This is a genomic window from Streptomyces sp. NPDC096046 (assembly GCF_040303285.1).
GTDB lineage: Bacteria > Actinomycetota > Actinomycetes > Streptomycetales > Streptomycetaceae > Streptomyces.
In genome coordinates this window covers 53,567-78,650 of sequence record NZ_JBEOSZ010000006.1, presented here as the reverse complement: position 1 = coordinate 78,650, position 25,084 = coordinate 53,567, and the positions used below count along the sequence as shown (strand labels likewise).

The following is a 25,084-nucleotide window of genomic DNA, read 5'->3' as shown; positions in this document are numbered from 1 at the left end:
CAGCCCGCATGCGGAAGATACTCGTCGTCGGAGCCGGTCAGTCCGGGCTCCAGATCGCCCTCGGCCTCCAGTCACAGGGGTACGAGGTCACCCTGATGTCCAACCGGACGGCGGACGAGATCCGCACCGGCCGGGTCATGTCCACGCAGTGCATGTTCCACACGGCACTCCAGCACGAGCGCGATCTCCAGCTGAACTTCTGGGAGTCCCAGGCCCCGAAGATCGAAGGACTCGGCGTCTCGGTCGCCGCCCCCGGCTCCTGGGCCGAGGGCCCGTCCGCCCGTGCCATCGACTGGCTGGGCAAGCTCGACGGATTCGCCCAGTCGGTCGACCAGCGCGTGAAGATGGCCGGCTGGATGGAGACGTTCGCCCAGCGCGGCGGCCAGCTCGTCATCCACGGCGCGGCCGTCGGCGACCTCGACTACTTCTCCCGCACCTACGACCTGGTGCTCGTCGCGGCCGGCAAGGGCGAGCTCGTCCAGATGTTCGGCCGCGACGCGGAGCGCTCCCCCTACAGCGAGCCGCAGCGCGCGCTGGCCGTGGCGTACGTCCACGGCCTCGGCCCGCGTCCCGAGCACCCCGGCACCGAAGCGGTCCGCTGCAATCTCGTCCCGGGCGTCGGCGAACTGTTCGTCATGCCCTGCCTGACCACCTCCGGCCGCGCCGACATCCTGTTCTGGGAGGGCATACCCGGCGGCCCGCTCGACGCCTTCAACGGTGTGAAGGACCCCGCGGAGCACCTCTCCCTGACCCTGGAACTCATGGAGCGGTACGTCCCCTGGGAGTACGCGCGGGCCACCAAGGTCGAACTCACCGACGCCGGAGGCACGCTGGCCGGGCGCTACGCCCCCACCGTCCGCAACCCCGTCGGCCGCCTCCCGGGCGGCGGGCTGGTCCTCGGCGTCGCCGACGTGGTCGTCGCCAACGACCCGATCACCGGGCAGGGCTCCAACTCGGCGTCCAAGTGCGCCGCCGCGTACCTCTCCGCGATCGTCGAGCACGGCGACAAGCCGTTCGACGAGGAGTGGATGCGGGCCACCTTCGACCGCTACTGGGACACCGCCCAGCACGTCACCAAGTGGACCAATGCGATGCTCGCGCCGCCGCCGGAGCACATTCTGAACCTCATCGGCGCCGCCGGTGAGATCCAGCCGGTCGCCGACCGCTTCGCCAACGGCTTCAACGACCCGGCCGACTTCGAGAACTTCTTCTACGACCCGGCGAAGACGCAGGCCTACCTGACCGAGGTGTCGGGCGCGGGCGCCGCATAGTCCCCCTTGTCGTCCGCGTCCCCCGTATCGCCGGCATCGCCCGCGGCATCGCCGGCCTCGCTCCCGTCGCCCTCATAGCCCTCGTCCGAGCCGTCCGTGGCGCCCTCGGGGAGCTCCGGCGGCTCGTAATGCCACAGGGGCTCCCCGTCCGGGTCCGGCCGTACCGCGCCCAGGACCGGGTTGGCCGCGATGGGTGACACCTTCACCTTCGCGCCGGGACGGGGCGCCTGGACGACCATGCCGTCCCCGAGGTACAGCGCGACGTGCGTGGCCTCGGGGAAGTACAGCACCAGGTCGCCAGGGCGCAGCTCGTCCAGCGGGATCCGCTCGAGCCGCTCCCACTGCTCCTGGCTGGTCCGGGGGATGGGCGTCCCTGCCGCGGCCCAGGCCCGCGAGGTCAGCCCCGAGCAGTCGTACGCCCGCGGGCCCTCGGCGCCCCACTCGTACGGCTTGCCGAGCTGCCGCACGGCGTAGCGCACGGCCCGGGCTCCTCCGGCCGACGGGGTGCGGACGCCGCTGCTCCCGGCGGGGCCGAGCGCGCCGGACGTCATGAACTTCTCCTGCGCCTTCGTGACGCCGTTCCGCTCGAACTCGGCCAGGGCGGTGAGCCGGTCGGGGCCGACGGAGGCGAGCGCTTCCTCGACGTCGTGGAGGCGGGAGCGGACCTCGTCCCGTTCCTTCCCGCGCCGTTCGGTGAGGGCGAGCTGCTCGTCGAGGGCCTTGCGGGCCTTGCGGGCCAGTTCCTGGGCCTTGTGCTCGTGGCCGGTCAGCCGGCCGGTGGTGTCCGCCCGCTCCCGTGCGATCCGGCCGATCACATGGCCCTGCTCGACCGCGCGCTGCGGGTCGCGGGCCAGGAGCAGGCGTACGTACGGGGAGATGGCGGTGCTGCTCTGGTACTGCTGCCGGGCCAGCCGGCCGGCCGCGCCCCGGCTGTCGTGCAGGGAGAGCCGGGCGCGGGCGAGGGCCCGGTCCAGACGGTCGGTCTCGGCGCGCTGCCTCTTCAGTTTCTCCTCGGTGGCGTTGTAGGCCTCGGTGGCCTCCTCGGCCTTCCGGTACAGCGACCGAAGATCCGTCAGAAGCCCGGCGATGTCGCGCTGTTCCGTGTCCGGCTCGGGCACGGCCACGGCCGGGACGGGTGCCAGGACGGTTCCGGCCGCCGTCGCCGCGATGCAGACCAGACGCAGAAGCTTTCCTGACATGCCATCACCTCCGTTGCGGGGGCGGCGTGGTGCCGCCGGACATCGTGAGGATCAGGCGTGTGCGCGCGGTGCGCGCGGTGGGTGTGCGCGGTTCGGCGCAACGGGTTCACCCGTCGGCGTCCTCCGGCTTGCCGGGCGGCGTGGCGTCTGGCTTGCCGGGGGGTGTGGTGTCCGGTTTCGACCAGGGCCAGTTGAGCCGGCGGGGCGGGACCCCTTCCGGGGCGTACTCGTACTTCCAGCGGTTGGTCAGGCCCACCTTGCCCGGGCCCCGGGGGACACGGCAGTAGACGAGCACGGTGTCCGGCCCGCCGTCGGGGTCCGGGACGGGGATGCGGTACGTCTTGGGCGGGTGGCCGGTGATGCCGAGGAGGACGGGCAGGGCCCTGCCGTCCATGGGCCCGCCCTCGAAGGGGGTCTCTTCGCTTCTCACGGGACCAGTGTCAGACATCCTCGGCGAGCGCCCGGACCAGGGCGTCGGTCTGCGGGTCGCGGCGGGCGGTCACGGTCAGCATCGCCATGAACTGCTCGACCAGCCAGTCGCGCAGCTCCCCGGCGGGGGGTCGCTTGTCCTCGTCGAGCCAGATGAGCGAACACGCCTCGACGGCCGTGATCCACATGCGGATGGTCATGCGCAGGCTCGGGCCGGGGCCGGTGACGCCCAGGTGGCTGAGGATGTGCTCGGCGGCGACGCGGCGGACGCCGTCGACGATGGCGGTGGTGCGTGAGGTCTCCACGACGCTGCCGCCCTGGAGGAGGGCGCTGAAGCCGGTGTCGTGCTCGTCGACGAAGGCGAGGTAGCGGTCGAGGGCGCGGGACAGCCGGGGGAGGAGGGGGCCCTCGCGGGGCTCGTCGAAGCAGTGCTGGAGCTCGTCGGCGGCGGAGCGCAGGGCGGCCTCGTAGAGCTGCTGCTTGCCGCCCGGGAAGTACCGGTACACCAGGGGCCGCGAGACCCCGGCCGCCTCCGCCACGTCGTCGAGGGACACCTCCTCCGGGGCGCGGTGGGCGAAGAGGCCCAACGCGGAGGTGAGCAGCTGACTGCGGCGTTCCTCGACGCTGAGTCGCCGGTAGGCGGGGGTGGGGGCGGCTGGAGTCATGCTCCGCAGGGTAATCGGGGGGCCGGGGGGCTGCGTAGCGGAGAACGGGGCGGGTGCGCGGAGCGCCTTCTCGCGGGTGAAGGGCCGGGGCCGCGCGACACGGCCTCTGGCACCGCCCGGCGTCCCGTGCGGGAGGCCGGGGGCGGTGATCCGGGCCGCCTCGGTGGTCGGCTCGGCCGCGCCCTGGCCCTGAGCAGTGACCTCACGACGCCCCGCCCGGTCCTGCCGGGGTGGGGCGCCCGCCGGACCCGCAGAGTGGGCCGCCCGCCCGGTCCTGCCGGGGTGGGGCGCCCGCCGGCCCCGCAGAGTGGGCCGCCCGCCCGGTCCTGCCGGCGTGGGGCGCCCACCGGACCCACCGAGTGGGCCGCCCGCCCGGTCCTGCCGGGGTGGCACGCCCACCGGACCCACCGAGTGGGCCGACCCGCCGCCCGCCCCGCTACGCCAGCAGCCCCGACGACTTCCACAACCGGCGGCCGACCCCCCGCAGCACCCCGATGTCGTCGAGGAAGTCGGTCAGGCGCTTGGAGCCGTTCTGCATGACCTCTCGACGGTGCCCGCTGGCCCGGACCTGGGCGAGCGCCTCGCGCTGGTCCAGGCCCACGTTCGTGTAGACCTCGGGGTTCACGAAGGCCACGGAGAAGACACGGGCGAACTCGCCGGAGGTGACGCGGGTGAACTCCTGCGACCACTTGGGGGCCGTCACCATCTGGCGGCGCAGTTCCTCGCGGGCGTAACGCACGTGGCGGGCCTCCTCCACGACGTGGATGCGGGTGACACCGCGCACGAGGCTCTGGACCCGCTCGTCGGGGAACGTCAGCCGCTGCATCCAGTCGAGGACCTCCTCGCCCAGCAGGGTCGCCGTGAAGGAACCCGGAGTGGTGGAGATGGTCTTGAACAGGCGGCCGAGCTGCTGGTGTGCGCGGCTGACCGGGTACCAGGGCGTGTCGCCCCGGGCGATCAGCCGGGCGAACATCTTGGAGTGCCGGCACTCGTCCTCGATCTCGGTGAGCGCGTAACGGACGTGCGCGCTCGTCGCCGCCTTGTCATAGATGTGCCGGACCAGCAGCTGCATCAGGATGATCTCGAACCAGATGCCCAGGGAGGCCAGGGCCGCCGCCTCGTGCTGGGAGAGCAGGATCCGCTGCTCCTCGCCCATCCGCTTCCACAGCGGGGTGTCGTAGAGGGACACCAGCTCCGGCGGCCAGAACCACTTGCCCTCCTCCAAGGGCGCCTCCCAGTCCAGCTCCTTGTCCGGGTCGAAGGAGTGCTTGGCTGAGGAGTCGAGCAGCCGCTGGGCCACCTGCTCCCGGTCCTTCAGCAGGCCGAGGGCATCGCGCAGTCCGTCGAGCGCGTCGGCTTCCGTCAGGGTCGTCATGGCTGCCACCTCGTTGTGCACACGTCACTGTTGTTCTTATGAGACTGCCTGTCAGTAAGCTCGTCAATCCCCTGCGCGCTACTTGTTGACCCGGTGTCTACCTCGTGTGAGCCTGCGGGCATGCCGACCTTCGACCTGTACGCCATGGAACCGGAAGAGCCCGTCCGGCAGGTCCCGGCGAGCGGCGCGGCCCGCTTCACCTGGGAGTACGACGACGGCCGCGACCGTCTCCTGGCCCTCTACCAGAAGGGCAAGGACAAGCAGTGGGACGGCCAGAAGCGCATCGACTGGGAGCTGGAGGTGGATCCCTGCGATCCGCTCGGGACCCCGGACGAGGCGATGTCCCTCCACGGAACCCGGCACTGGGCGAAGCTGACGGAGAAGGACAAGGGCGACCTGCGCCGGCACTACGCCTCCTGGCAGTTCAGCCAGTTCCTGCACGGCGAGCAGGGCGCGATGATCTGCGCCGCGCGGATCGTGGAGTCGGTCCCCGACCTGGACGCGAAGTTCTACTCGGCGACCCAGACCATGGACGAGGCCCGGCACGCCGAGATCTACGGCCGGTTCCTGCACGAGAAGATCGGGATGCTGTACCCGATCAACGACAACCTCCAGTCCCTGCTGGACGACACGCTGCGCGACGCACGCTGGGACATGCCGTACCTGGGCATGCAGGTGCTGATCGAGGGACTCGCGCTCGCTGCCTTCGGCATGATCAGGGACACGACGGACAAGCCGCTGCCGAAGCAGATCCTCGCCTACGTCATGCAGGACGAGGCCCGGCACGTCGCCTTCGGGCGGATGGCCCTGCGCGACTACTACCGGCAGCTCACCGACGCCGAGTTGAGGGAGCGCGAGGAGTTCGTCATCGAGGGCTGTTACCTCATGCGGGACCGGCTGCGGGGCGTGGAGGTCCTGGAGAACTTCGGCATTCCCAAGGCCGAGGCGGAGGAGTACAGCGAGCAGTCCGAGTTCCTCACCCTGTTCCGCAAGCTCCTCTTCAGCCGCATCGTCCCCTGCGTCAAGGACATCGGCCTGTGGGGCGAACGCCTCCAGCGGGCCTACGTCGACATGGGCGTGCTGGAGATGGGCGACTCCAGCCTCGACCTGCTGATGTCCCAGGACGAGGAGATCGCCGAGAAGCTCGACGCCGAGCGCTTCGCGGCGGAGGAGAGGGAGCGGGTCGCCGAGGTGCGCGATGCGATCGACGCGGGGCGCGGAACCGCCGGGTGAGCTCCCGCCGGAGCGTGAGCGGAACCGCCGGGTGAGCCCCGCTAGAGCGTGCAGCCCAGCCCCTCCGGCACCTCACCGATCAGCGGCGTCGCCCCCTGGGGCGGGAACGACGTCCGCAGGGTGAAGGCATACGGCGTCGGCCCGTGGGTGCGCAGGTGCAACACGCGTGACTCGGCCTCGGCGACCGTGGGGCGGTAACCCACCGGGACCCACCAGAGGGCCACCATGGCCTCCTGGACACGCTCGAAGAACTCGCGGCGGCGGGCGAGCATCTCCCGGTGCCGGCCTTGGTACATGTACGCGGTCAGGGCGTCCGTGTCGCGCCACACCGACATGTTGATGATCAGCCAGGAGTCGCCGAAGACGGGCACGTCCGTGGCGTCGTCGCCGGCCTCGCCCTGCAGTCGCCAGACGAAACCGTCGGCCCGGTCCGCGTCCGCGTTCACCGGGTCGAGGTGGTCGACGAAGTCCTTCAACTGAGGCGATTCCAGCGGGGCCTTGAGGCGACCGAGGTTGACCTGGGCGAGTTCGTACGCGGCGGAGGGCTCAGTCATGGACCGAACGGTAGGTCGGGAGATCCTCCTCCCACCACCCCCGTCTCATCCACCGGTCGGCCGCCAGCCGGTGGACGGCTCAGGGGATTTCAGCACCGCCTCCATCACCGCCCGCGCGATCGGTGCCGCGTCGCCGCCCCCGCTGATCTCCCCGCGGTCCGCCTCGGCGTCCTCCACGACGACCGCGACCGCCACCCGCGGCGCCAGGTCCCGGTCGCCCTGCGCCCAGGAGACGAACCAGGCGTACGGGGTACCGGAGTTGCCGAGGCCGTGCTGGGCGGTGCCGGTCTTGCCGCCGACCTTGGCACCGCGGATCGCGGCGTTGCGCCCGGTACCGTTCTCGACCACGTCCCGCATCATCGCCCGCAGCCGGACCGCGGTGGACGGGTACATCGCCTGGCGGGTCGCCCGCGAGCCGGCCGTCGCGAGGGTGCCGCCGCCCGGCCGGATCGTGCGCTCCACCAGATAGGGGTCCCGTACCTGGCCGCCGTTCGCCACGGCCGCCGCGACCATCGCCATCTGCAACGGTGTGGCGCGGGTGTTGTACTGGCCGATGGACGACAGGGCCAGCTGGGCCCTGTCGAGGGTGGTGTCGAAGGTGGACCGGGCCACCGGGAAGGGAATCCTCAACTGCCCGTTGTTGAAGCCGAAGGCGTGCGCCGTGGCCGTCATGTCCGTGACCCCCACCTTCACACCGAGCTTGGCGAACACCGTGTTGCAGGAGAAAGTGAAGGCCTCCCGCACGGAAGCGTCCGCGCAGCCCGTCGACGCGTTCGTCAGGCGCGTGCGCGTCCCGGGCAGCCGGTAGGGGTCGGGGGAGTCGGTCGGCGCTTCGAGGTCGGTGACCACACCGGCGTCCAGCGCGGCGGCGGCCGTGACGACCTTGAAGGTCGAGCCCGGCGGATACGTCTGCCGCACCGCCCGGTTGAGCATCGGCCGGTCCTTGTCGGCGTTGAGCCGCGTCCAGGCCTCGGCCGCCGCGGAGCCGTTGCCGGACAGCGGCTGCGGGTCGTAGGACGGCGCGGACACCAGGGCGAGGATCCGGCCGGTCGACGGCTCCAGCGCCGCCACGGCGCCCTTGCGGCCGGCGAGCCCCTGGTACGCCGCCCGCTGCGCGGCCGGGTGGAGCGTCGTGACGACGTCCCCGCCGGCGTTGCGGGCGCGCGTGAAGTCGTTCCACAGTGGGAACGGCGCGAGCATCGGGTCCGCGCCGGACAGCACGCCGTCCTCGGTGCTCTCCAGCAGAGTCGTCCCGTACAGCTGCGAGGCGAAGCCGGTGACGGGGGCGTACAGGGGCCCGTCGGCGTAGGTCCGTTCGTAGCGGAGGTGCTCGCGGGTGTCCCTGGACCCGGTGACGGGTTGCCCGCCGACCAGGATGTCCCCGCGGGGCAGCTCGTAGCGCGTGATGTCGGGACGCCGGTTGGCCGGGTTGCGGTCGTACGCGGGGGCCTGGACGACCTGGACACGGGCCGCGTTCAGCAGCAGCGCCACCAGCAGCAGGACGCAGAAGTATCCGGCGTGCCGGATCTGCCGCGTCACCGGACGTCCTGCCCGTCGTGACTGCGCCGGGCCGAGTCGCTCACCCGCATCAGCAGCGCCACGATCGCCCAGTTGGTGACCACCGACGACCCGCCCTGGGCCAGGAACGGCATCGCCATGCCGGTCAGCGGGATCAGTCCGGTCACGCCTCCCGCGATCACGAAGACCTGGAACGCCACCAGTGAGGCGAGGCCCACCGCGAGCAGCCGGCCGAAGGGCTCGCGCTGGTCGAGACCCGCCCGGAAGCCGCGCTCCACCAGCAGCGCGTAGAGGAGGAAGACGGCGCAGAGACCGGCCAGGCCGAGTTCCTCGCCTGCGGTGGCCAGGATGAAGTCCGACTTCACGGCGAAGCCGATGAGGAACGAGTGGCCGAGTCCGAGTCCGGTGCCGAGCACGCCGCCCTCCGCGAAGGCGAACAGCGACTGGGCGAGCTGGTTCGCGCCCTCGCCCGCTTCGATGGAGGCGAAGGGGTGCAGCCAGGTCTCGATCCTGCCGTGCACGTGCGGCTCCAGCCGGCCGACGGCGACCGCGCCGAGCGCGGCCAGCAGCAGGCCGACCGCGATCCACCCGGTGCGTCCGGTGGCGACGTAGAGGAGGACCACGAAGAGGCCGAAGAAGAGCAGCGACGTGCCGAGGTCGCGCTCCAGGATGAGCACGCCCACGCTCACCAGCCAGACGGCGACGATCGGGCCGAGCACGCGGCCGGTCGGCAGCTGGAGCTTCCAGACGCGGCGGCCGGTGTAGGCGAGGGCGTTGCGGTTCGCCGCCAGGTACGCGGCGAAGAACACCGCCAGCAGCACCTTCGCGAACTCGCCCGGCTGGATGGAGAACCCCGCGATCCGGATCCAGATGCGGGCCCCGTTCACCGCCGGGAAGAGGATCGGCAGGGTGAGCAGCACCAGGGCCGTGACCACACAGACGTACGTGTAGCGCTGGAGGACCCGGTGGTCACGCAGCAGCAGGACGACCAGGATGAACAGCGCCACGCCCAGGGTCGACCACACCAGCTGGGCCGGTGCCGCCCGGTCGCCGGGGGTCTCCAGGTCGAGCCGGTAGATCAGCACCAGGCCGAGCCCGTTGAGCAGCACCCCGATCGGCAGGAGCAGCGGGTCGGCGTACGGGGCCCGCAGGCGTACCGCCAGATGGGCCAGCAGCGCCAGCACGCCGAGCCCGGCGCCGTAACCGGCGGCACCGGGCGGAAGCGCTCCGTGCCGGGCCAGGCCGACGGCGCAGTAGCCGTACACCGACAGCAGGACGGCCAGCACGATGAGGGCGAGTTCGACGCCCCGGCGCCGGGGGAGGGGGCGGACGGCGGATGCGGGCGGGTCCGCCGTCGCCACGGTGATTCCGGCCTTGCTCATATCCGAAACCTACCCAAACCGGGCGTCTTATCTGCCTTTGGGTGACAGGTTGTCAGCACCGACGCGGGGCAGGGCCGACGGTGTCGATGTACCGGGCCGCGCCCCAGGCCCAGGTGCCGTCCGCCAGGAGGTACCAGAGCGGATTGCCCTGGACGGTCTCGCCGCCCGTCTTGCAGTAGATCCTGACGACGTCCCCCCGGTGGGCGTAGCGGATGATCTGCGAACCGCGGTTCGGGGCGCTGCGCAGCGCCAGGGTGTCCGCCGTGACGACCCCCTTGTAGAGGCTCGGGTCGTGGTGCCCGTTCCCGCCGCTGGGGTCGTGGTGGCTGTTGCCGTTGCCGCCGCTCGGGTCCCAGTCGTCGTACGCGGCGGCGGGCGTGACGGCGGCCGCGGCGGCGAGGAGTCCGGCGGCAGCGGCTATGCAGATGCGGAAACGCAGGGACATGGGAGATACCTCCATGTGGGGGCGGAATGGCCGAAGCTGACCAATCGCCACATTAGGAGCGCCCGGTGGGCGCCGCCCCTCACACTGGGCCATAGGAGGACGTGCCCCGAACCCTCACTCCGCCGCCAGTCTCAGGGTGGCCACCGCCCCGCCCTCCGGCGCGTTCGCGAACTCCAGCCGCGCCCCCAGCACCTCGGCCTGCCCCGACGCGATGGTCAGCCCCAGCCCGTGCCCCCGCGTGCCGCCCTCCGTGCGGAACCGCTGTGGCCCGTGCGCGACGAGGTACTCCGGAAACCCGTCCCCGTGATCCCGGACGGTCACCACCGGCCCGTCCACGGTCACCACCACCGGCCCCCGCCCGTGCTTGTGGGCGTTCGCGACGAGATTGCCCAGCACCCGCTCCAGCCGCCGCCGGTCCGTCTCCACCGCCACATCCCGTACGACCCTGACCTCCGTGCCGTCCCCCGCCGCCCGCACCGCACGCTCGGCCAGCGGCCCCAACTGCTCGGTGTCCAGCTCCACCCGCTCCCGCCCGGTGTCCAGCCGGGAGATCTCCAGCAGGTCCTCGGTGAGGGTGCGCAGCGCCGCCACCCGGTCCCGGACCAGCTCCGTCGGACGGCTCGGCGGCAGCAGTTCGGCCGCCGCGTGCAGGCCGGTCAGCGGTGTGCGCAGCTCATGCGCGACATCCGCCGTGAACCGTTGCTCGGCGAGCAGCTTGCCCTGGAGCGAGGCCGCCATGGAGTCCAGCGCGGCGGCGACCGCGGCCACCTCGTCCGGCGGACCGGACTTCGTGCGCGGGCCCGAGCGGGGGTCGTTCACGCGGGCGTCCAGGTCGCCCGCGCTGATCCGCCGGGCCACCAGCGCCGTGGTGTGCAGCCGCCGCGTCACCCGCGTCACCGCGAACGCCCCGACCAGCAGCGTCACCCCGATCGCCAGGCCCGACGACCACACGATCGCCCGGTCGAGGCCGTCGATCGTGCGGGCCTGCTGTGAGTAGTCGACCGCCACGGCCAGCGCCCGGCCGCCGTCCACGGGAGCCGCCGCCCACATCGCGGGGCGCCCCGCGCGCTCGGCGACCATCGTGCCGCGGTTCCCCGCCACCGCCAGCTCCCGCAGCTCACCGGGCAGTCCCGGCGGATCCACCCCGGCACCCCGCCGGAGCGTGTCCCCGGCCTCGTACCGCTCCGTCGCCTGCGTCAGCCGCTGCAACGCCTGGTCACGGGCCTGGCCGACCGTCTGGTTCGTCACCTGCACATGGACCAGGACGCCGAGCAGCGCCGCGAGAGCGCAGCACATCACCGTGATGAAGGCGGCGGCCTTCGCGGCGAGCGTCCCGGACCACGGGGGGAGCAGGGGCCTCATCCGCCACTCGCCGAGGGGGAGACGGTGGGGGCCGGACGGCGCGGGGGGTGCGTGCGCGGACCGGTGCGCAGCATCTCGTCGTGGGTCAGCAGCATGGCCCGCTGGTCCCGGTCCCAGGTCCACTGCAGGCGGTACTCGTACCCCGCCACCTCGGACGGCGAGCGGATGACCAGGGAACGCCCGGCCAGCTCGACACCGCTGAGCGCGTCCTCCCACGCCATCACCTGCACCAGCCGGTGCCTCTCGACGGTGTAGACGCGCACCGCGGTCGTGCTGCCCGGGAGCAAGGGGAAACCCAGCGTCAGGTCGTCGTGCCCGTCGCCGGTCAGGTCCCGGTAGTACGGCCTGAGCACCGGGCACTTCCCGTGCCCCGGGCCCTTCGCACAGTCGGCCATCTGGCGCCTCGTGCCGCGGTAGGGCGCCTTGTCGCCGTCGTAGTCGCCCGGGTTCCCGGCGATCTCGGCCCGGACGATCGCGACCGGGTCGACCCGGCGGATGTCGTCGCCGGGGACCTTCACCCCCTCGACCACCTCCGTGTTCACCTCGCCGATCTCGAAGGCCGGGCTGGACGCCGGGGTCAGCTCCGGCCAGAGCCTGGCAGGCCCCCGCGCCGTCGGGGCCGACCCCGCGCCCTCCAGACCGCCGGCGTCCTCGCAGCCCACGGCGGTGGCCAGCACGAGGGCGACGACGGAGAGGCGACGGGCGGCCCGTCCGGGGCGGGTGAGGGGCACTGCACTCCTGGCGGTTCGTGGGGATGACGCGGCGGACACACGGGCGGACACACGACGGACGCGACCGTCGGCCGCGTACACCTTATTCGCGGGGAAGTCCCATTTGCGCGAGAGGGCGACCGTTCGCGACAGCCGCAGCCGCAGCCGCAGCCGCGCGGCCGCGCGGCCGTGTGGCCGTGTGGCCGTGTGGTGCGAGCTGCTCGGTGAGCTTGTGTGGTCCCGGTCGGCGCCGCGGTCGCCGCCGCTCGGTGAGCTCGTGTGGTCCGCTTTACTCGGTCAGCTCCTCCAGCAGCCGGGCCGTGGCCAGCCCGGCCCTCAGGTACGCGACGAACAGGTCGTTGTGCAGCGCCCAGGGCGACCGGCGGGCCCGGATCAGCCGGATCGCCGCCTCGGCGGAGCTGCCCTGGCGCATCAGCGCGTGCGCGACGACGAGGCCGGAGCGGTTGTACCCGTGGTAGCAGCGGACGAGGACCCTGCGGCCCTCGTCCAGTGCCTCACACGCGGCCTCGGCCAGCCGGATCACACCGGCGAGCTGCGTCCCGTCCAGCGGCCCGTCGGGGATGGGCCACACATGGTGCCGCACACCCGGATCCGGCCCGTGCCCCGGCAGCCGCAGCAGCGTCTGCACGAGATCGAATTCGTCGCGCACGACGGCGAACTCCAGATGCCCCAAGGCCCCCGTGAACTCGTGACCGCCCATCCAGAGCCCTGGGACGACCTCGCTCCAGGGGCTCTCCGGAGCGGGTACGTCGGCTTTACTGCGGGCACGCAACGGCGCCTCCCCACCATCACCGCCCGAGGGTCCGCGGGCAGGCCCAACTCCTCTCAAAGGTAACTGGCTTCTTGCCCCCGCAGCACCCCGCCTGTTCCCATGGACTGGGGTGATGGTGCATGAACGGACTGCGCGTCATACCGACCTGGCGGCACGGCCGGGAGTGGCTCTACGTCTGCCTCCCGGACGGCAGGAACATCGCCTGGTACGACCGTGAGGCGGCCCGGGTGAACCTGCTGGGCCAGGACCACGAGGACGAGGTCCTGCGGGCGCTCAGGCCCTTCCTCACCGGCCAGGTGACGGTGGGACCGCCCCCCGTGCCGACCCCCGCCGAACTGGCCCGACTCGCCCTCCACCCCGACGACGACCTGGCCCCCAACCGCCCCGGCGAGGCCCTCCTCGTCGCCCTCGACCGCGACCCCGGCCCGAACCACCGGCTGCGCCCCGACCCGCGCCGCAGGGCCCTGGCGGCCGAGCAGACGGTCGGCGACGCCCTGGACGGCCTCGACGGCGCGGGCTGGCACGCCCTGCACTCCGTGCCGCTCCCCGGCGGCGACCGCATCCACCACCTGCTGATCGGCCCCGGCGGCCTCTACGCCGTCCACACCCTCTACGCCCGCAAGCAGCGCGTCCGGATCACCGACCCCGTGATCGCGGTGGGCCGCCACGATCCCGACCCGCTGCTCCGCCGCCTGCGCACCGACGCCGACCGCGCCTCCTACGCCCTGACGGCGGAGGTCCGCCCGGTACTCGTCCTGGTGGATCCGGCGGGGGTGTCCGTCCCGACCGCCCCACGAGCGGTCCAGGTCCTGACGGCCACGGAGGTGGAGGCACTGGCCCACCGGGGCGGGATCCTGAAACCGGCGGATGTGGAGGCCCTGCACGCCATGGCCCGGGACCGGAACACGTGGGCACGGGTGTGAGGGAACAGAGGGACGCGGGCAGCCCGACCGCGTAGTGACGCAGGCGCCCTCCACGCCGGGGCGATGCACGGCGCCGCCCCGTGCGGGTCGCGGCTCCCTGGCCCCAAGGCCTCCCGGTCTCCGGCTGACGCCGCGCCCCTCCCCACCGCCTGTGCCGCTACGGCAGGGTCCCGGCCGCGTCCGCGTCCAGCAGCGGAGCGAGCAGGTCGCCGTAGTCCTGCACCCGCGGGGCGATGTCCCCGGCACGGAAGTCCAGCCGCCCCGGCGCGTGGCACTCCTCGATCTCCGCCCAGGTCACCGGCGCCGAGACGGTCGGTTCGGCGCGGGCCCGGAGCGTGTAGGGGGTCGCCGTCGTCTTGCGGGCGGCGTTCTGGCTCCAGTCGACGAAGACCTTCCCGGGCCGCAGGCTCCTGGTCATCCGGTGGAGCGCGAGCCGGGGCATGGCCTTCTCGGCCTCGACCGCGAGCGCCTTGGCGTACTCGGACACCCGCTCGGAGGACGACCCGCGCACGGCGGCGAGCAGGTGCAGCCCCTTCGAGCCGGAGGTCTTGGCGTAGGTCTCGATGCCGTCCCGCGCGAGCCGTTCCCGCAGCCAGAGCGCCACCTCGCAGCACTGCACGATGCTCGCCGGCGCCCCCGGATCGAGGTCGAAGACGATCCGGTCGGCCTCGTTCGGCGTATCGACGAGCCACTGGTGGGTGTGGAACTCGGTGACGAGGTTCGCCGACCACATCAGGCTCGGCAGATCCTGCACCAGGACCATCCGCGAGGGCCCCTCCACCCGAGGCACCTCGGCGGTGGTGACCCACTCGGGCGTACCCGGCGGCACGTTCTTGGTGAAGAACACCTGCCCGTCCGGTCCGTCCGGGTACCGCAGGAAGGACACCGCCCGGTCACGCAGATGGGGCAGCAGGACCTCGGCGACGGTCGCGTAGTAGTGCAGCACCTCGCCCTTGGTGAAGCCGGTGGCGGGATACAGCACCTTCTCCAGGTTGCTGAGAGGGAGCCGTCGCCCCTCCACCTCTGTGATGGGCGCCATACGATAAGAATCCCACGCAAACCGTGACGAACACTCCCGAGCGTGACCGGAAGGGTGCTGCACGTGAGATCCATTTGGAACGGCGCCATCTCGTTCGGCCTGGTCAGCATTCCGATCAAGCTGGTCAACGCGACCGAGAGCCACTCGATCTCCTTCCGCCAGATCCACACCGAGGACGGCGGTCGCATCCGCTACCGCAAATTCTGCGAACTGGAGGACCGCGAGGTCACCCAGGGGGAGATCGGCAAGGGCTACGAGGACGCGGACGGCACGATCATCCCGATCACCGAGGAAGACCTGTCCAGCCTCCCCCTCCCGACGGCCAAGACGATCGAGATCGTCGCCTTCGTCCCGGCCGACCGGATCGACCCGCTCCAGATGGACGCCGCCTACTACCTCCAGGCCGGCGGCACCCCGGCGGCGAAGCCGTACACCCTGCTGCGCGAGGCGCTGAAGCGCAGCAACAAGGTGGCGATCGCCAAGTTCGCCCTGCGCGGCAGGGAACGCCTGGGCATGCTCAGGGTCGTCGGCGAGGCCATCGCCATGCACGGCCTGCTCTGGCCGGACGAGGTCCGCGCCCCCGAGGGCTTGGCCCCCGACACCAACGTCACCATCCGGGACCAGGAACTCGACCTGGCGGACGCGCTGATGGACACCCTCGGCGAAGTCGACCTGGAGGACCTGCACGACGAGTACCGCGAGGCCGTGGAGGAGGTCATCGCCGCCAAGGCCGCCGGTGAGGCCCCGCCTCAGTCCCCCGAACCGGCCACGGGCGGCAAGGTCCTGGACCTGATGGCGGCCCTGGAGAGCAGCGTCCGCGCGGCCCGCGAGTCCCGGGGCGAGGAGGGCGAGCACGCGGAGGTCAAGTCGCTCCCGCAACGCAAGACGGCCCGCGCGGCCCCCAAGGAGAGCGGCGGCAAGAAGTCGACGTCCACCGCGAAGAAGACGGCGGCCAAGAAGACCACGGCGGCGAAGAAGTCGACGGCCAAGTCGGGCCAGGGGACGGCCAAGAAGACGACGTCGAAGAACACCGCGAAGAAGACGACGGCGAAGAAGTCGGCGTCCCGCAAACGCTCGGCCTGACCTCCTCGCTCAACGGGGTACTCCGCCTCGAAGGGAGAGGCGCACACCACCGCCGGGCGAGACCGCAGGGGGAGACCGGAGGGGGAGACCGGAGGGGCACCATGCCGCAGCGCCCGGACCACCACACCGACGACGCGATCGACATCCACTTCATCGGCAACGCGACGGTGCTGCTGTCGTACGGCCCGCTCACCCTGCTCACCGACCCGAACTTCCTGCACCGCGGGCAGTACGCCTACCTCGGCTACGGCCTGCTGAGCCGCCGTCTGACCGAACCGGCCCTCGACGTCCACGAGCTGCCACGCCTCGACGGAATCGTGCTGTCCCACCTGCACGGCGACCACTGGGACCGCCGTGCACGCCGGCACCTGGATCACACCGTGCCGATCCTGACCACACCGCACGCGGCCCGCCGCCTGAGGGTGGTGCACGGATTCCACCGCACGGCGGGACTGCGCACCTGGAAGGCGCTCACCCTCCAGCGGGACGGAGCCCAGGTCACGATCACCGCCCTGCCGGGCCGGCACGCAGGCCACGCCCTACTGCGCAGGATGCTGCCGCCGGTGATGGGAAGCATGCTGGAGTTCGGCCCCGCCGGGGGACCGCCCCGCATGCGGCTCTACCTGTCGGGCGACACGCTCCTGTACGACGGCCTCGACGAGATCACCGAACGCTTCCCGTCCGCCGATCTCGCCGTCCTCCACCTCGGCGGCACCCGCCTGCCCGGCGGCTTCGTCGTGACCATGGACGGCCGCCAGGGCGCCGAACTGGCCCGCCGCCTCGCCCCCCGGCTCGTGCTGCCCGTCCACTACGGGGACTACACGGTGATGCGCTCACCCCTGTCCGCGTTCCTGGCCGAGGCCGATCGCATCGGCCTCGGCGAACGAGTCGTCCACTGCGGCCACGGCGGACACGCCCGCGTGCCGTGCGCTCCCGGGGAGCCCCCGAAGGTCCACTGACCCCGGCCTTCCGGCGCCCTCCGGCCCTTCTGGCTTTCCGCGGCCCTCCGGTCACCTGCTGGCCCTCCGGTCGCTCCGGTCGCCTGCTGGCGCTCCGGTCCCCTGCTGGCCCTCCGGTCGCTCCGGTCGCCCGCTGGCGCTCCGTCCCCTGCTGGCCCTCCGGTCGCTCCGGTCGCCCGCTGGCGCTCCGTCCCCTGCTGGCCCTCCGGTCGCTCCGGTCGCCTGCTGGCGCTCCGGTCACCTGCTGGCCCTCCGGTCGCTCCGGTCGCCCGCTGGCGCTCCGGTCCCCTGCTGGCCCTCCGGTCGCTCCTGTCGCCCGCTGGCCCTCCGGTCGCTCCGGTCACCCGGTGGCCCTTCGGTCACCCGTCGGCCCTCAAGCGCTCAGGCCACCCGCCGTCCCTCCTGCTCGGTCTCGTCCTCTTCCTCGTCATCCGGCAGATGCACGTCGCCGACGGCGATGTTGACCTCCACGACGTCGAGACCGGTCATCCGCTCCACCGCGTTGATGACGTTGGTCCGGACATCGGCGGCGGTGTCGGTGATGGCCGCGCCGTACTCGACGACCAAGTCGAGATCAACGGCAGCCTGACGCTCCCCGACCTCCACCTTGACCCCCTGGGTGACCCCACCGCCCCCGCCTCCGCCCGGCACCCGCTGACGCACAGCCCCGAAGGCCTTGGACATGCCGCCACCGAGGTGGTGCACCTCGGGAATCTCCCGGGCCGCCATGCCCGCGATCTTCGCGACGACCGGATCCGCGATGGAGGTGCTTCCCCGGGCGCCGGGAGCAGCCGCTCCGTCCTGAGATTCGTTCTTGCGCTGAGTGGTCTCCGTCATGACCGTCACCTCGATGATCGGTGAGGGGATGAGCAGCATCGTTCTCTTCCACGGTAGAACAATGGTGCGTATGGGGCGAAAGTGCCGTCGCGTTCCTTTGCGGGCGCCACCCTCCCCGGGGCCGAGAGCACGGCGACGCTGCCGCAGACGGGCGGCAAGCTGCCGAAGCAGGTTGGAAAGGCAGTGTGGAAGCTAGTCGCGAGGGCCTGAGGCTACTGAGGTGAGGACGGGCCGGGTCGTGGCGGCGGCCCCCGCTCACGCGGGCCTCGAAGCACTCGCGTTCGCCGTCGGCCGACGCCCGCTCGACGGGATCGCCGGACCGGCGACCAAGGACGCGTTCCGGGACTGCAACGGCCGGAACCTCTGCGCCTGAGCGAACGCCGCGGCGCGTCCCCTCGTGCAGGAGGGCATGCGCCGCGTGGGTCCCTACGGTCCACCCGGTGATCCGGACGGCACCGCCTGGCCAGTCCGGTTCGACGTCCGCCGCGACCACCCCGACGCACTCGCTCAGCGCCGAGTGCAACGTGGATGCGCATGAGTGAACCGTGTACGGGCTGATGCGGCCTGTCCCGCCATGGATCTCACGAGCGTCGCTACACCGTCGAATCCTCGTCGGTGACCCCCGGGGTGCCGGTCAAATCTTGATGACGGTGGCGCCTCCACCGCAGAGGGCGGTGAGGTCCTCCGGGTCGGAGGTCAGGATCGTGACTGGGGCGGGGGCGGCGAGGGCGACGGCGCTGAGCATGGCGTCGACAGCGTATTTGTGGCCGTGCAGGCCGGCGTCGGCGAGGAGGGCGGCGGCGTGGCGGGCGATGGGTTCGGTGACCGGTTCGACGACAAGGCGGGGCAGTGTCCACTCCAGGGCCGGCCGGTTGATCCGGGGGTGGACCACCTCGACGAGGGTTGCCGCAGAGGTGATCACTCGCAGGTCGTCGGCGCGTGCGAGGGCGAGCCAGCCGGTGACTGTGCGATCGCGCAGCACGGCCTTGGCCAGCCCTTCGCTGTCCAGGACGAGGGTGCCACCGGGGACGGCGGGAGAGCGGGTCACGCGACGTTCGCCCCGTCGGGTGTCTGCTCCGATCGCGCCTGGTGCAGCTGGTCGCGGAGAGCCTGGATCTCCTCGTCCGTGACGGGACCGTGCTCGGCCTCGGCGACCTGGATGAGCTCGTTCAGATTGTCGCGTTCGATCTGACGGGCCACGGCGGCGGCCACATAGGCGGACAGCCCGGAGGGGCCGCTGCGGGCCTTGGCGGCTTCGGCGATGTCGCGCGGCATAGTGATCGAGTACTTGCCGGTAGGCTCACTCATGCCACTTATCCTACCTCGCATCCCCCTTTGTGGGTCGGAGCCCTCGGCTACTGGAGACGCGCTGGCCGCAGGTCGCGGCGAAAACCCGCAACGAGATCGACGACGCACTGTGCGCGATCACCCAGGCGATGCTCCGAAACGTACGAGGCCGACCCGATGACGAGTTGCTGCGGCCGGCGCTGCGGGACTGGGCGTTCGTCATGCTCCGGCCGGAGCCGCGTATGGCGCCCGCCGGTGTGCGGCTTGCTCCGCGCTGGGGGAGTGGACGTCACGCCCCTTGGCCGACCTACCCGGTCGTCATGCGGGCGGTGATGCAAGCCCCGTAGCCGAAACAGGACGGAACGATCGCAGCCGCCGAGCCCCAGGGACACAAGCGCATGCCCCTCGTGAACGCGGCACGGTACGCGATCGAGCGGGGCGGACGCCGCACCGACCCGTGGCCCCCCCCCATCAACTGGCGACTCGCCAAGACCGTAAAGCAGGCCGATCCACGGGGGTAGTCGCCAACCCCACCCAGGCGCGCTACCTGTTGTGCGCTCTCTCCTGCGTCGTGGCTACCGGCGTTCCCGCGAACGGCGGTTGGCCGGCTCGTTCGCTGGCATGTACTACGCCGGCCTGCGGCCTGCGGAGGTGGTTGCAGTGTCCCTGCCGGACTGCGTTCTGCTTACGGAGGGTTGGGGCAGGGCGATCCTGCACGTCACTCGGCCCCTGGCGGGCAAGAAGTGGACCGACACCGGACGTCTCCACGGCGAGCGCGGTCTGAAGAGCCGCCAGCCGGGCGGGACCCGACCGGTGCCGCTGCCGCCCGAGCTGGTGGTGCTGTGGCGGGAGAGCATCCAGACCTTCGGCACTGCGGAGGACGGACAGCTGTTCTTCAACGAGCACGGCGGCATCGTACGCTCCAACACCCACTACGGGGTCTGGCATGAAGCCCGTGCCCTTGCCCTCCCGCCCGATGTGGCGGACTCGCCGCTCGCGGCCCGCCCGTACGACCTCCGCCACTCGGTCCTGCCTACCTGGCTGAATGCCGGAGCGAATCCCACCGAGGTCGCCGAACGCGCCGGCAACAGTGTTGAGGTCCTCATGACCCGATACGTCAAGTGCCGGACAAATGGGCATTCACCGATTCGGTGTCGTGAAGCCTCAGGTCAGCGTGCCCAGGGCGTCGGGCGATCACGAACAGGTTGGCCGTTGCGGTTTTGGCATGCACAAGAAAGGCGCTGATCTGCATTTCTGCAGTTCAGCGCCTTGATCCGGAGTGCCCCCGGCAGGATTCGAACCTGCGCACACGGCTCCGGAGGCCGTTGCTCTATCCCCTGAGCTACGGGGGCGTGTTCGTCGCGTTGCTCGCGGCGACGGGTAGAACACTACCAGCTCCCTCGGGGTGGTCATGAACGGGTTTCCGCTGTCGGGCGCGGGGGTCGGGGCGGGCGTGCGGGTCGTTCGTGCGGGGTGGAAGTGGGGAAAACCGGGACGCGACGGCCGGGGCCGACCTACTCTCGAGTTGTGCCAGGCGCGTCGGGCCGGGTGCTTGTTGTGGACGACAACAAGGTCATCCGGCAGTTGATCAGGGTCAACCTCGAGCTTGAGGGGCTTGAGGTGGTGACCGCGGCCGATGGTGCCGAGTGTCTTGATGTCGTTCATCAGGTGCGGCCCGATGTCGTGACCCTCGACGTCGTCATGCCCCGGCTGGACGGGATCCGGACGGCCGCTCGCCTCCGGGCCGATCCGCGGACCCGCGACATGCCCCTCGCCATCGTCAGCGCCTGTGGCCATCACGAGGTCGAGGCCGGTCTCCAAGTGGGCGTCGACGCCTTCCTCGCCAAGCCCTTCGAGCCCGCCGAACTGGTCCGCATGGTGCTGCTGTTGGTGGAGCGGGCCCGGAGCGAGGGCCGGCAGCGCGGTGGTGTGCGGGCACAGGGTCAGGCGAAGGAACGTGCGAGGGAAGCCGACGAACAGACCAAGGAAGTGGATCTACCCGCCGTGCCGTAGGCGAGTGACTCGTGATCAGCCGTTGAACAGGCACCGCGTCCACATCCCGGACCGTACGGAAACCGGCTCGCATACCCACCCCCTTCCTCCCATACGCTTGTCCCGTGACCCCCGCCGAGCTCTCCCGCACCGTGCTGCACGCCGTGCGTTGCGCTGTCGACGCGGGTGAGCTCAGCGTGACCGTGCCGGAGCGGGCCGTGGTGGCTCCGCCGGGGCCCGGGGGCTGCGGCGACTACGCCACCAACATCGCCCTCCGGCTGGCCCGCGCGGCAGGGCGGCCGCCGCGTGACGTGGCCGAGATCCTGCGGGCCCGGCTCCTCGGCGAGCAGCGGTTCACCGACGTCGTCGTCACCGGGCCCGGCTTCCTCAACCTCAGCTTGCGCGGCACCGCCTCCGCCGACCTCGTCGAGGAGATCCTGCGGCGCGGCCGGCGGTACGGACACGCGACGACCGGGTTCAGCGGGACCGCCGTCCGGCTCCGCTGCCCGGCCGAGGTGCGTGCCGTCGTGATCGCGGACGCCGTGACCCGCGTGCTGCGCAGCCAGGGCGACTTCGTCCGTGTCGAGTGCGAGGGCCGGCCGTCCCCGGAGTGGGAGTCCGTCCTCGGGGCGGATGTCACCACCCGCGGGCCGGGTGCCGCCGACCGGTACGTCGCCGTCCGCCCCGCGCCCGCCCCCGCCGACCCTCTGCCCCTCGGTCGGGACGCCGGCCGCTGGGCTCTGCTGTACCCCGCCGCCTACGACCGGCCCCGGATCCCCGGGGATCACCTCGTCCAGCGGGAGAGCAATCCCCTCTTCCGCGTCCGGTACGCCCACGCCCGCACCCGGGCCCTCCTGCGCAACGCCGCCGACCTCGGCTTCCACCCCGAGCCCGGTCCCGTGAGCGAAGCGGAAGCGCTGCTCGCCGTACTCGGCGATCATCCCCGCGTGCTCGCCGCCACCGCCACGCATCACACCCCCGACCGCCTGGCCCGGCACCTCCTCGCTGTCGCCGATGCCGCGATGCCCCTGTTCTCCACCGTGCTGCCCCTCGGTGAGGAGAAACCCTCGGCCGCCCACCGTGCCCGGCTCGCGCTCGCCGAAGCCGCCGGGACGGTGCTGGCCGGCGGCCTGTCCCTGCTCGGCATCGACGCTCCCGACCATCTCTGAGAGACACGTACAGATCATGAGCCGTTCCGCACACCCCGCCGGGCCCCGTCACGCCGATGTCCTGCCCGAGGGCCACTACTCCGCTCCGCCCGCCGACCTCAACGCGCTGGACGCCAAGGTGTGGGCCCAGACCGTGGCGCGTGACGAGGACGGTGTCGTGACCGTCGGCGGGATTCCCGTCACCCGGCTCGCCGAGGAGTTCGGCACCCCCGCCTACGTCCTGGACGAGGCCGACTTCCGGGCTCGCGCGCGTGCCTGGCGCACCGCCTTCGGGGCCGACGCCGACGTGTTCTACGCCGGCAAGGCGTTCCTCTGCCGTGCCGTCGTGCGCTGGCTCGACGAGGAAGGGCTGAACGTCGACGTCTGCTCCGGCGGTGAGCTGACCACCGCCCTGTCCGCCGGCATGCCCGCCGAGCGCATCGCCTTCCACGGCAACAACAAGTCCGTCGACGAGATCACCCGGGCCGTCGAGGCCGGTGTGGGGCACATCGTGCTCGACTCCTTTCAGGAGATCGTGCGCGTCGCCCACATCGCGCAGGGTCTCGGGAAGCGGCAGAAGGTGCTCATCCGGATCACCGTCGGTGTCGAGGCGCACACCCACGAGTTCATCGCCACGGCCCACGAGGACCAGAAGTTCGGCATTCCGCTGGCCGGCGGGCAGGCCGCCGAGGCCGTGCGGCGGGCGCTGCAGCTCGACGGTCTGGAGCTCGTCGGCATCCACAGCCACATCGGGTCGCAGATCTTCGACATGTCCGGGTTCGAGGTCGCCGCCCACCGGGTGGTCTCGCTGCTGAAGGCCGTCCGCGACGAGCACGGCGTCGAGTTGCCCGAGATCGACCTCGGCGGCGGTCTCGGCATCGCGTACACGAGTGACGACGACCCGCGCGAGCCGCACGAGATCGCGAAGGCGCTCACCGAGATCGTCACGCGCGAGTGCGAGGCCGCCAGGCTCCGCACGCCCCGTATCTCCGTCGAGCCGGGGCGGGCCATCGTCGGGCCGACCGCGTTCACGCTGTACGAGGTCGGCACCGTCAAGCCCCTCGACGGGCTGCGCACCTACGTGTCCGTCGACGGCGGCATGTCGGACAACATCCGCACCGCCCTGTACGACGCCGAGTACAGCGTCGCGCTGGTCTCCCGCACCTCGGACGCCGAGCCGATGCTGGCCCGCGTCGTCGGCAAGCACTGCGAGAGCGGGGACATCGTGGTCAAGGACGCGTTCCTGCCGTCCGACCTGGCGCCGGGTGACCTCGTCGCGGTACCGGCCACCGGCGCGTACTGCCGGTCGATGGCCAGCAACTACAACCACGTGCTCCGCCCGCCGGTCGTCGCCGTCGACGGTGGTGAGGCCCGGGTGATCGTCCGCCGGGAGACGGAGGAGGACCTGCTGCGTCTCGACGTCGGCTGAGCGAGCAGGCCTGGGCGACGGGCAGCGGAAGATCTCCTGCCTGGCGCCCCCGCGAAATGAAATTGATGTCTCACGATCCGGACCGGGGGCAGAAACCCCCGTCCGGTGAGTGAGACTGGTGGCACCGTAGACGGTGAAGAGGAAACGAGGTCGGATGATGCGTACGCGTCCGCTGAAGGTGGCGCTGCTGGGCTGTGGAGTGGTCGGCTCAGAGGTGGCGCGCATCATGACGACGCACGCCGACGACCTCACGGCCCGGATCGGGGCCCCGGTGGAACTCGCGGGCGTGGCCGTACGGCGGCCCGACAAGGTGCGTGAGGGCATCGCTCCCGAGCTCGTCACCACCGACGCCACCGCCCTCGTCAAACGCGGCGACATCGACGTCGTGATCGAGGTCATCGGCGGCATCGAGCCCGCCCGCGGCCTCATCACCACCGCCTTCGAGCACGGCGCCTCCGTGGTCTCCGCCAACAAGGCGCTGCTCGCCCAGGACGGGGCCGCCCTGCACGCCGTCGCCGGGCAGCACGACAAGGACCTCTACTACGAGGCCGCCGTCGCCGGCGCCATCCCGCTGATCCGGCCGCTGCGCGAGTCCCTCGCCGGCGACAAGATCAACCGGGTGATGGGCATCGTCAACGGGACCACCAACTTCATCCTCGACAAGATGGACTCGACGGGCGCCGGGTACCAGGAGGCTCTCGACGAGGCCACCGCCCTGGGCTACGCGGAGGCCGACCCGACCGCCGACGTCGAGGGGTTCGACGCCGCCGCCAAGGCCGCGATCCTGGCCGGCATCGCCTTCCACACGCGCGTGCGCCTCGACGACGTCTACCGCGAGGGCATGACCGAGGTGACCGCGGCCGACTTCGCCTCCGCGAAAGAGATGGGCTGCACCATCAAGCTGCTCGCCATCTGCGAACGGGCCGAGGACGGGCAGTCCGTCACCGCGCGGGTGCACCCCGCGATGATCCCGCTGACCCATCCGCTGGCCTCCGTCCGCGGCGCCTACAACGCCGTGTTCGTCGAGTCCGACGCCGCCGGGCAGCTCATGTTCTACGGCCCCGGAGCAGGCGGTTCCCCCACCGCCTCGGCCGTGCTGGGCGACCTCGTGGCCGTCTGCCGCAACCGGCTCAGCGGCACGACCGGACCGGGCGAGTCCGCCTACGCCGCGCTGCGGGTGTCCCCGATGGGTGACGTGGTCACGCGGTACCACATCAGCCTCGACGTGGCCGACAAACCGGGTGTTCTCGCCCAGGTCGCGACCGTCTTCGCCGAGCACGGAGTCTCGATCGATACGGTTCGCCAGTCGGGGAAGGACGGCGAGGCCTCCCTCGTCGTCGTCACGCACCGTGCGTCCGACGCCGCCCTCACCGGGACCGTCGAGGCGTTGCGCAAGCTCGACACCGTGCGTGGTGTCGCCAGCATCATGCGGGTTGAAGGAGAGTAACCAG

General features: G+C 71.8%; 26 protein-coding genes and 1 tRNA gene. 11 read left to right on the top strand and 16 right to left on the bottom strand.

Features of this window, described 5'->3' with window-relative positions; genetic code table 11:
* Positions 1–8: 8 nt before the first annotated feature.
* Positions 9–1,271: a styrene monooxygenase/indole monooxygenase family protein gene (locus tag ABTX62_RS07580; protein ID WP_352115309.1), complete on the top strand. Its 1,263-nt coding sequence runs from the start codon at positions 9–11 to the stop codon at positions 1,269–1,271.
* On the opposite strand, the gene ABTX62_RS07575 is transcribed toward ABTX62_RS07580, so the two are convergent.
* The 4 genes from ABTX62_RS07575 to ABTX62_RS07560 form a co-directional block, all read right to left on the bottom strand.
* Positions 1,235–2,470: a C40 family peptidase gene (locus tag ABTX62_RS07575; RefSeq protein ID WP_352115308.1), complete on the bottom strand. Its 1,236-nt coding sequence runs from the start codon at positions 2,468–2,470 to the stop codon at positions 1,235–1,237. The two genes, ABTX62_RS07580 and ABTX62_RS07575, sit on opposite strands and share 37 nt — an antisense overlap.
* A 106-nt stretch (positions 2,471–2,576) precedes the next feature.
* Positions 2,577–2,900, bottom strand: a complete 324-nt coding sequence (locus ABTX62_RS07570; protein ID WP_352115307.1) for a DUF8847 domain-containing protein — start codon at positions 2,898–2,900, stop codon at positions 2,577–2,579.
* Positions 2,901–2,910: 10 nt separating this feature from the next.
* On the bottom strand, positions 2,911–3,564 hold the full coding sequence (locus tag ABTX62_RS07565) for a TetR/AcrR family transcriptional regulator (protein WP_283972365.1): 654 nt from the start codon (positions 3,562–3,564) through the stop codon (positions 2,911–2,913).
* A 436-nt stretch (positions 3,565–4,000) separates the two neighbouring features.
* Positions 4,001–4,939, bottom strand: a complete 939-nt coding sequence (locus ABTX62_RS07560) for an AurF N-oxygenase family protein (RefSeq protein WP_352115306.1) — start codon at positions 4,937–4,939, stop codon at positions 4,001–4,003.
* 120 nt (positions 4,940–5,059) lie between these two features.
* Between ABTX62_RS07560 and ABTX62_RS07555 the strand changes: the two genes are divergently transcribed.
* Positions 5,060–6,172: a ferritin-like domain-containing protein gene (locus ABTX62_RS07555; protein ID WP_352115305.1), complete on the top strand. Its 1,113-nt coding sequence runs from the start codon at positions 5,060–5,062 to the stop codon at positions 6,170–6,172.
* A 41-nt stretch (positions 6,173–6,213) separates the two neighbouring features.
* Here the strand turns inward: ABTX62_RS07555 and ABTX62_RS07550 are convergent, their stop codons facing one another.
* The 7 genes from ABTX62_RS07550 to ABTX62_RS07520 all read right to left on the bottom strand — a co-directional run bounded on the left by ABTX62_RS07550 (position 6,214) and on the right by ABTX62_RS07520 (position 12,936).
* Positions 6,214–6,726 carry a DUF3291 domain-containing protein gene (locus ABTX62_RS07550; RefSeq protein WP_352115304.1) on the bottom strand — a complete coding sequence of 171 codons (513 nt, stop codon included), beginning with the start codon at positions 6,724–6,726 and terminating at the stop codon, positions 6,214–6,216.
* A 45-nt stretch (positions 6,727–6,771) separates the two neighbouring features.
* Complete coding sequence (locus ABTX62_RS07545) at positions 6,772–8,265, bottom strand: penicillin-binding transpeptidase domain-containing protein (protein WP_352115303.1); 1,494 nt, start codon at positions 8,263–8,265, stop codon at positions 6,772–6,774.
* Complete coding sequence (locus ABTX62_RS07540; RefSeq protein ID WP_352115302.1) at positions 8,262–9,626, bottom strand: FtsW/RodA/SpoVE family cell cycle protein; 1,365 nt, start codon at positions 9,624–9,626, stop codon at positions 8,262–8,264. The genes ABTX62_RS07545 and ABTX62_RS07540 overlap by 4 nt, the downstream gene beginning before the upstream one ends.
* 52 nt (positions 9,627–9,678) lie before the next feature.
* Complete coding sequence (locus ABTX62_RS07535; RefSeq protein WP_352115301.1) at positions 9,679–10,071, bottom strand: SH3 domain-containing protein; 393 nt, start codon at positions 10,069–10,071, stop codon at positions 9,679–9,681.
* 114 nt (positions 10,072–10,185) lie between these two features.
* Positions 10,186–11,433 carry an ATP-binding protein gene (locus ABTX62_RS07530; protein WP_352115300.1) on the bottom strand — a complete coding sequence of 416 codons (1,248 nt, stop codon included), beginning with the start codon at positions 11,431–11,433 and terminating at the stop codon, positions 10,186–10,188.
* On the bottom strand, positions 11,430–12,164 hold the full coding sequence (locus tag ABTX62_RS07525) for a hypothetical protein (RefSeq protein WP_352115299.1): 735 nt from the start codon (positions 12,162–12,164) through the stop codon (positions 11,430–11,432). Before ABTX62_RS07525 ends, ABTX62_RS07530 begins: the two co-directional genes overlap by 4 nt.
* Positions 12,165–12,432: 268 nt before the next feature.
* Positions 12,433–12,936, bottom strand: a complete 504-nt coding sequence (locus tag ABTX62_RS07520; RefSeq protein WP_352115298.1) for a protein-tyrosine phosphatase family protein — start codon at positions 12,934–12,936, stop codon at positions 12,433–12,435.
* A gap of 119 nt (positions 12,937–13,055) precedes the next feature.
* Between ABTX62_RS07520 and ABTX62_RS07515 the strand changes: the two genes are divergently transcribed.
* The gene (locus tag ABTX62_RS07515; RefSeq protein WP_352115297.1) at positions 13,056–13,859 is read left to right on the top strand and encodes a nuclease-related domain-containing protein; all 804 of its coding nucleotides are present in this window, start codon (positions 13,056–13,058) and stop codon (positions 13,857–13,859) included.
* 157 nt (positions 13,860–14,016) lie between these two features.
* On the opposite strand, the gene ligD is transcribed toward ABTX62_RS07515, so the two are convergent.
* Complete coding sequence (gene ligD / locus ABTX62_RS07510; RefSeq protein ID WP_352115296.1) at positions 14,017–14,898, bottom strand: non-homologous end-joining DNA ligase; 882 nt, start codon at positions 14,896–14,898, stop codon at positions 14,017–14,019.
* 63 nt (positions 14,899–14,961) lie between these two features.
* Between ligD and ku the strand changes: the two genes are divergently transcribed.
* Complete coding sequence (gene ku / locus ABTX62_RS07505; protein WP_502962340.1) at positions 14,962–15,981, top strand: non-homologous end joining protein Ku; 1,020 nt, start codon at positions 14,962–14,964, stop codon at positions 15,979–15,981.
* Between the two features lie 101 nt (positions 15,982–16,082).
* The gene (locus ABTX62_RS07500) at positions 16,083–16,940 is read left to right on the top strand and encodes an MBL fold metallo-hydrolase (protein WP_352115295.1); all 858 of its coding nucleotides are present in this window, start codon (positions 16,083–16,085) and stop codon (positions 16,938–16,940) included.
* 381 nt (positions 16,941–17,321) lie between these two features.
* Here ABTX62_RS07500 and ABTX62_RS07495 read toward each other — a convergent pair whose 3' ends face one another.
* Complete coding sequence (locus ABTX62_RS07495; RefSeq protein WP_352115294.1) at positions 17,322–17,777, bottom strand: Asp23/Gls24 family envelope stress response protein; 456 nt, start codon at positions 17,775–17,777, stop codon at positions 17,322–17,324.
* Between the two features lie 220 nt (positions 17,778–17,997).
* On the opposite strand from ABTX62_RS07495, the gene ABTX62_RS07490 reads away from it, so the two are divergent.
* Complete coding sequence (locus ABTX62_RS07490) at positions 17,998–18,150, top strand: hypothetical protein (protein ID WP_352115293.1); 153 nt, start codon at positions 17,998–18,000, stop codon at positions 18,148–18,150.
* Positions 18,151–18,411: 261 nt separating this feature from the next.
* On the opposite strand, the gene ABTX62_RS07485 is transcribed toward ABTX62_RS07490, so the two are convergent.
* On the bottom strand, positions 18,412–18,825 hold the full coding sequence (locus ABTX62_RS07485; protein ID WP_352115292.1) for a PIN domain-containing protein: 414 nt from the start codon (positions 18,823–18,825) through the stop codon (positions 18,412–18,414).
* Positions 18,822–19,085, bottom strand: coding sequence for a CopG family transcriptional regulator (locus ABTX62_RS07480; RefSeq protein WP_352115291.1), 264 nt, complete (start codon positions 19,083–19,085; stop codon positions 18,822–18,824). The genes ABTX62_RS07485 and ABTX62_RS07480 overlap by 4 nt, the downstream gene beginning before the upstream one ends.
* 600 nt (positions 19,086–19,685) lie before the next feature.
* Here ABTX62_RS07480 and ABTX62_RS07475 point away from each other — a divergent pair.
* The gene (locus ABTX62_RS07475; RefSeq protein WP_352115290.1) at positions 19,686–20,309 is read left to right on the top strand and encodes a site-specific integrase; all 624 of its coding nucleotides are present in this window, start codon (positions 19,686–19,688) and stop codon (positions 20,307–20,309) included.
* Positions 20,310–20,344: 35 nt separating this feature from the next.
* Here ABTX62_RS07475 and ABTX62_RS07470 read toward each other — a convergent pair.
* Positions 20,345–20,416, bottom strand: a tRNA-Arg gene (locus tag ABTX62_RS07470).
* Positions 20,417–20,543: 127 nt separating this feature from the next.
* Between ABTX62_RS07470 and ABTX62_RS07465 the strand changes: the two genes are divergently transcribed.
* The 4 genes from ABTX62_RS07465 (at position 20,544) to ABTX62_RS07450 (ending at position 25,080) form a co-directional block, all read left to right on the top strand.
* Positions 20,544–21,077, top strand: coding sequence for a response regulator (locus ABTX62_RS07465; protein WP_352115289.1), 534 nt, complete (start codon positions 20,544–20,546; stop codon positions 21,075–21,077).
* Between the two features lie 104 nt (positions 21,078–21,181).
* The gene (nrtL, locus tag ABTX62_RS07460; RefSeq protein ID WP_352115288.1) at positions 21,182–22,225 is read left to right on the top strand and encodes an ArgS-related anticodon-binding protein NrtL; all 1,044 of its coding nucleotides are present in this window, start codon (positions 21,182–21,184) and stop codon (positions 22,223–22,225) included.
* 16 nt (positions 22,226–22,241) lie between these two features.
* Positions 22,242–23,633 carry a diaminopimelate decarboxylase gene (gene lysA, locus ABTX62_RS07455; RefSeq protein ID WP_352115287.1) on the top strand — a complete coding sequence of 464 codons (1,392 nt, stop codon included), beginning with the start codon at positions 22,242–22,244 and terminating at the stop codon, positions 23,631–23,633.
* Between the two features lie 154 nt (positions 23,634–23,787).
* A complete protein-coding gene (locus ABTX62_RS07450; RefSeq protein ID WP_352115286.1) occupies positions 23,788–25,080 on the top strand; it encodes a homoserine dehydrogenase in 1,293 nt (430 codons plus the stop codon).
* Positions 25,081–25,084: the final 4 nt, after the last annotated feature.

Coding starts and splice junctions, on each gene's coding strand:
- ABTX62_RS07535 (WP_352115301.1), bottom strand. CDS start 10,071: ATGTCCCTGCGTTTCCGCATCTGCATAGCCGCTGCCGCCGGACTCCTC.
- ABTX62_RS07575 (WP_352115308.1), bottom strand. CDS start 2,470: ATGTCAGGAAAGCTTCTGCGTCTGGTCTGCATCGCGGCGACGGCGGCC.
- ABTX62_RS07565 (WP_283972365.1), bottom strand. CDS start 3,564: ATGACTCCAGCCGCCCCCACCCCCGCCTACCGGCGACTCAGCGTCGAG.
- ABTX62_RS07555 (WP_352115305.1), top strand. CDS start 5,060: ATGCCGACCTTCGACCTGTACGCCATGGAACCGGAAGAGCCCGTCCGG.
- ABTX62_RS07560 (WP_352115306.1), bottom strand. CDS start 4,939: ATGACGACCCTGACGGAAGCCGACGCGCTCGACGGACTGCGCGATGCC.
- ligD (WP_352115296.1), bottom strand. CDS start 14,898: ATGGCGCCCATCACAGAGGTGGAGGGGCGACGGCTCCCTCTCAGCAAC.
- ABTX62_RS07550 (WP_352115304.1), bottom strand. CDS start 6,726: ATGACTGAGCCCTCCGCCGCGTACGAACTCGCCCAGGTCAACCTCGGT.
- ABTX62_RS07540 (WP_352115302.1), bottom strand. CDS start 9,626: ATGAGCAAGGCCGGAATCACCGTGGCGACGGCGGACCCGCCCGCATCC.
- lysA (WP_352115287.1), top strand. CDS start 22,242: ATGAGCCGTTCCGCACACCCCGCCGGGCCCCGTCACGCCGATGTCCTG.
- ABTX62_RS07580 (WP_352115309.1), top strand. CDS start 9: ATGCGGAAGATACTCGTCGTCGGAGCCGGTCAGTCCGGGCTCCAGATC.
- ABTX62_RS07530 (WP_352115300.1), bottom strand. CDS start 11,433: ATGAGGCCCCTGCTCCCCCCGTGGTCCGGGACGCTCGCCGCGAAGGCC.
- ABTX62_RS07450 (WP_352115286.1), top strand. CDS start 23,788: ATGATGCGTACGCGTCCGCTGAAGGTGGCGCTGCTGGGCTGTGGAGTG.
- ABTX62_RS07495 (WP_352115294.1), bottom strand. CDS start 17,777: ATGACGGAGACCACTCAGCGCAAGAACGAATCTCAGGACGGAGCGGCT.
- ABTX62_RS07515 (WP_352115297.1), top strand. CDS start 13,056: ATGAACGGACTGCGCGTCATACCGACCTGGCGGCACGGCCGGGAGTGG.
- ABTX62_RS07480 (WP_352115291.1), bottom strand. CDS start 19,085: ATGAGTGAGCCTACCGGCAAGTACTCGATCACTATGCCGCGCGACATC.
- ABTX62_RS07475 (WP_352115290.1), top strand. CDS start 19,686: ATGTACTACGCCGGCCTGCGGCCTGCGGAGGTGGTTGCAGTGTCCCTG.
- ABTX62_RS07500 (WP_352115295.1), top strand. CDS start 16,083: ATGCCGCAGCGCCCGGACCACCACACCGACGACGCGATCGACATCCAC.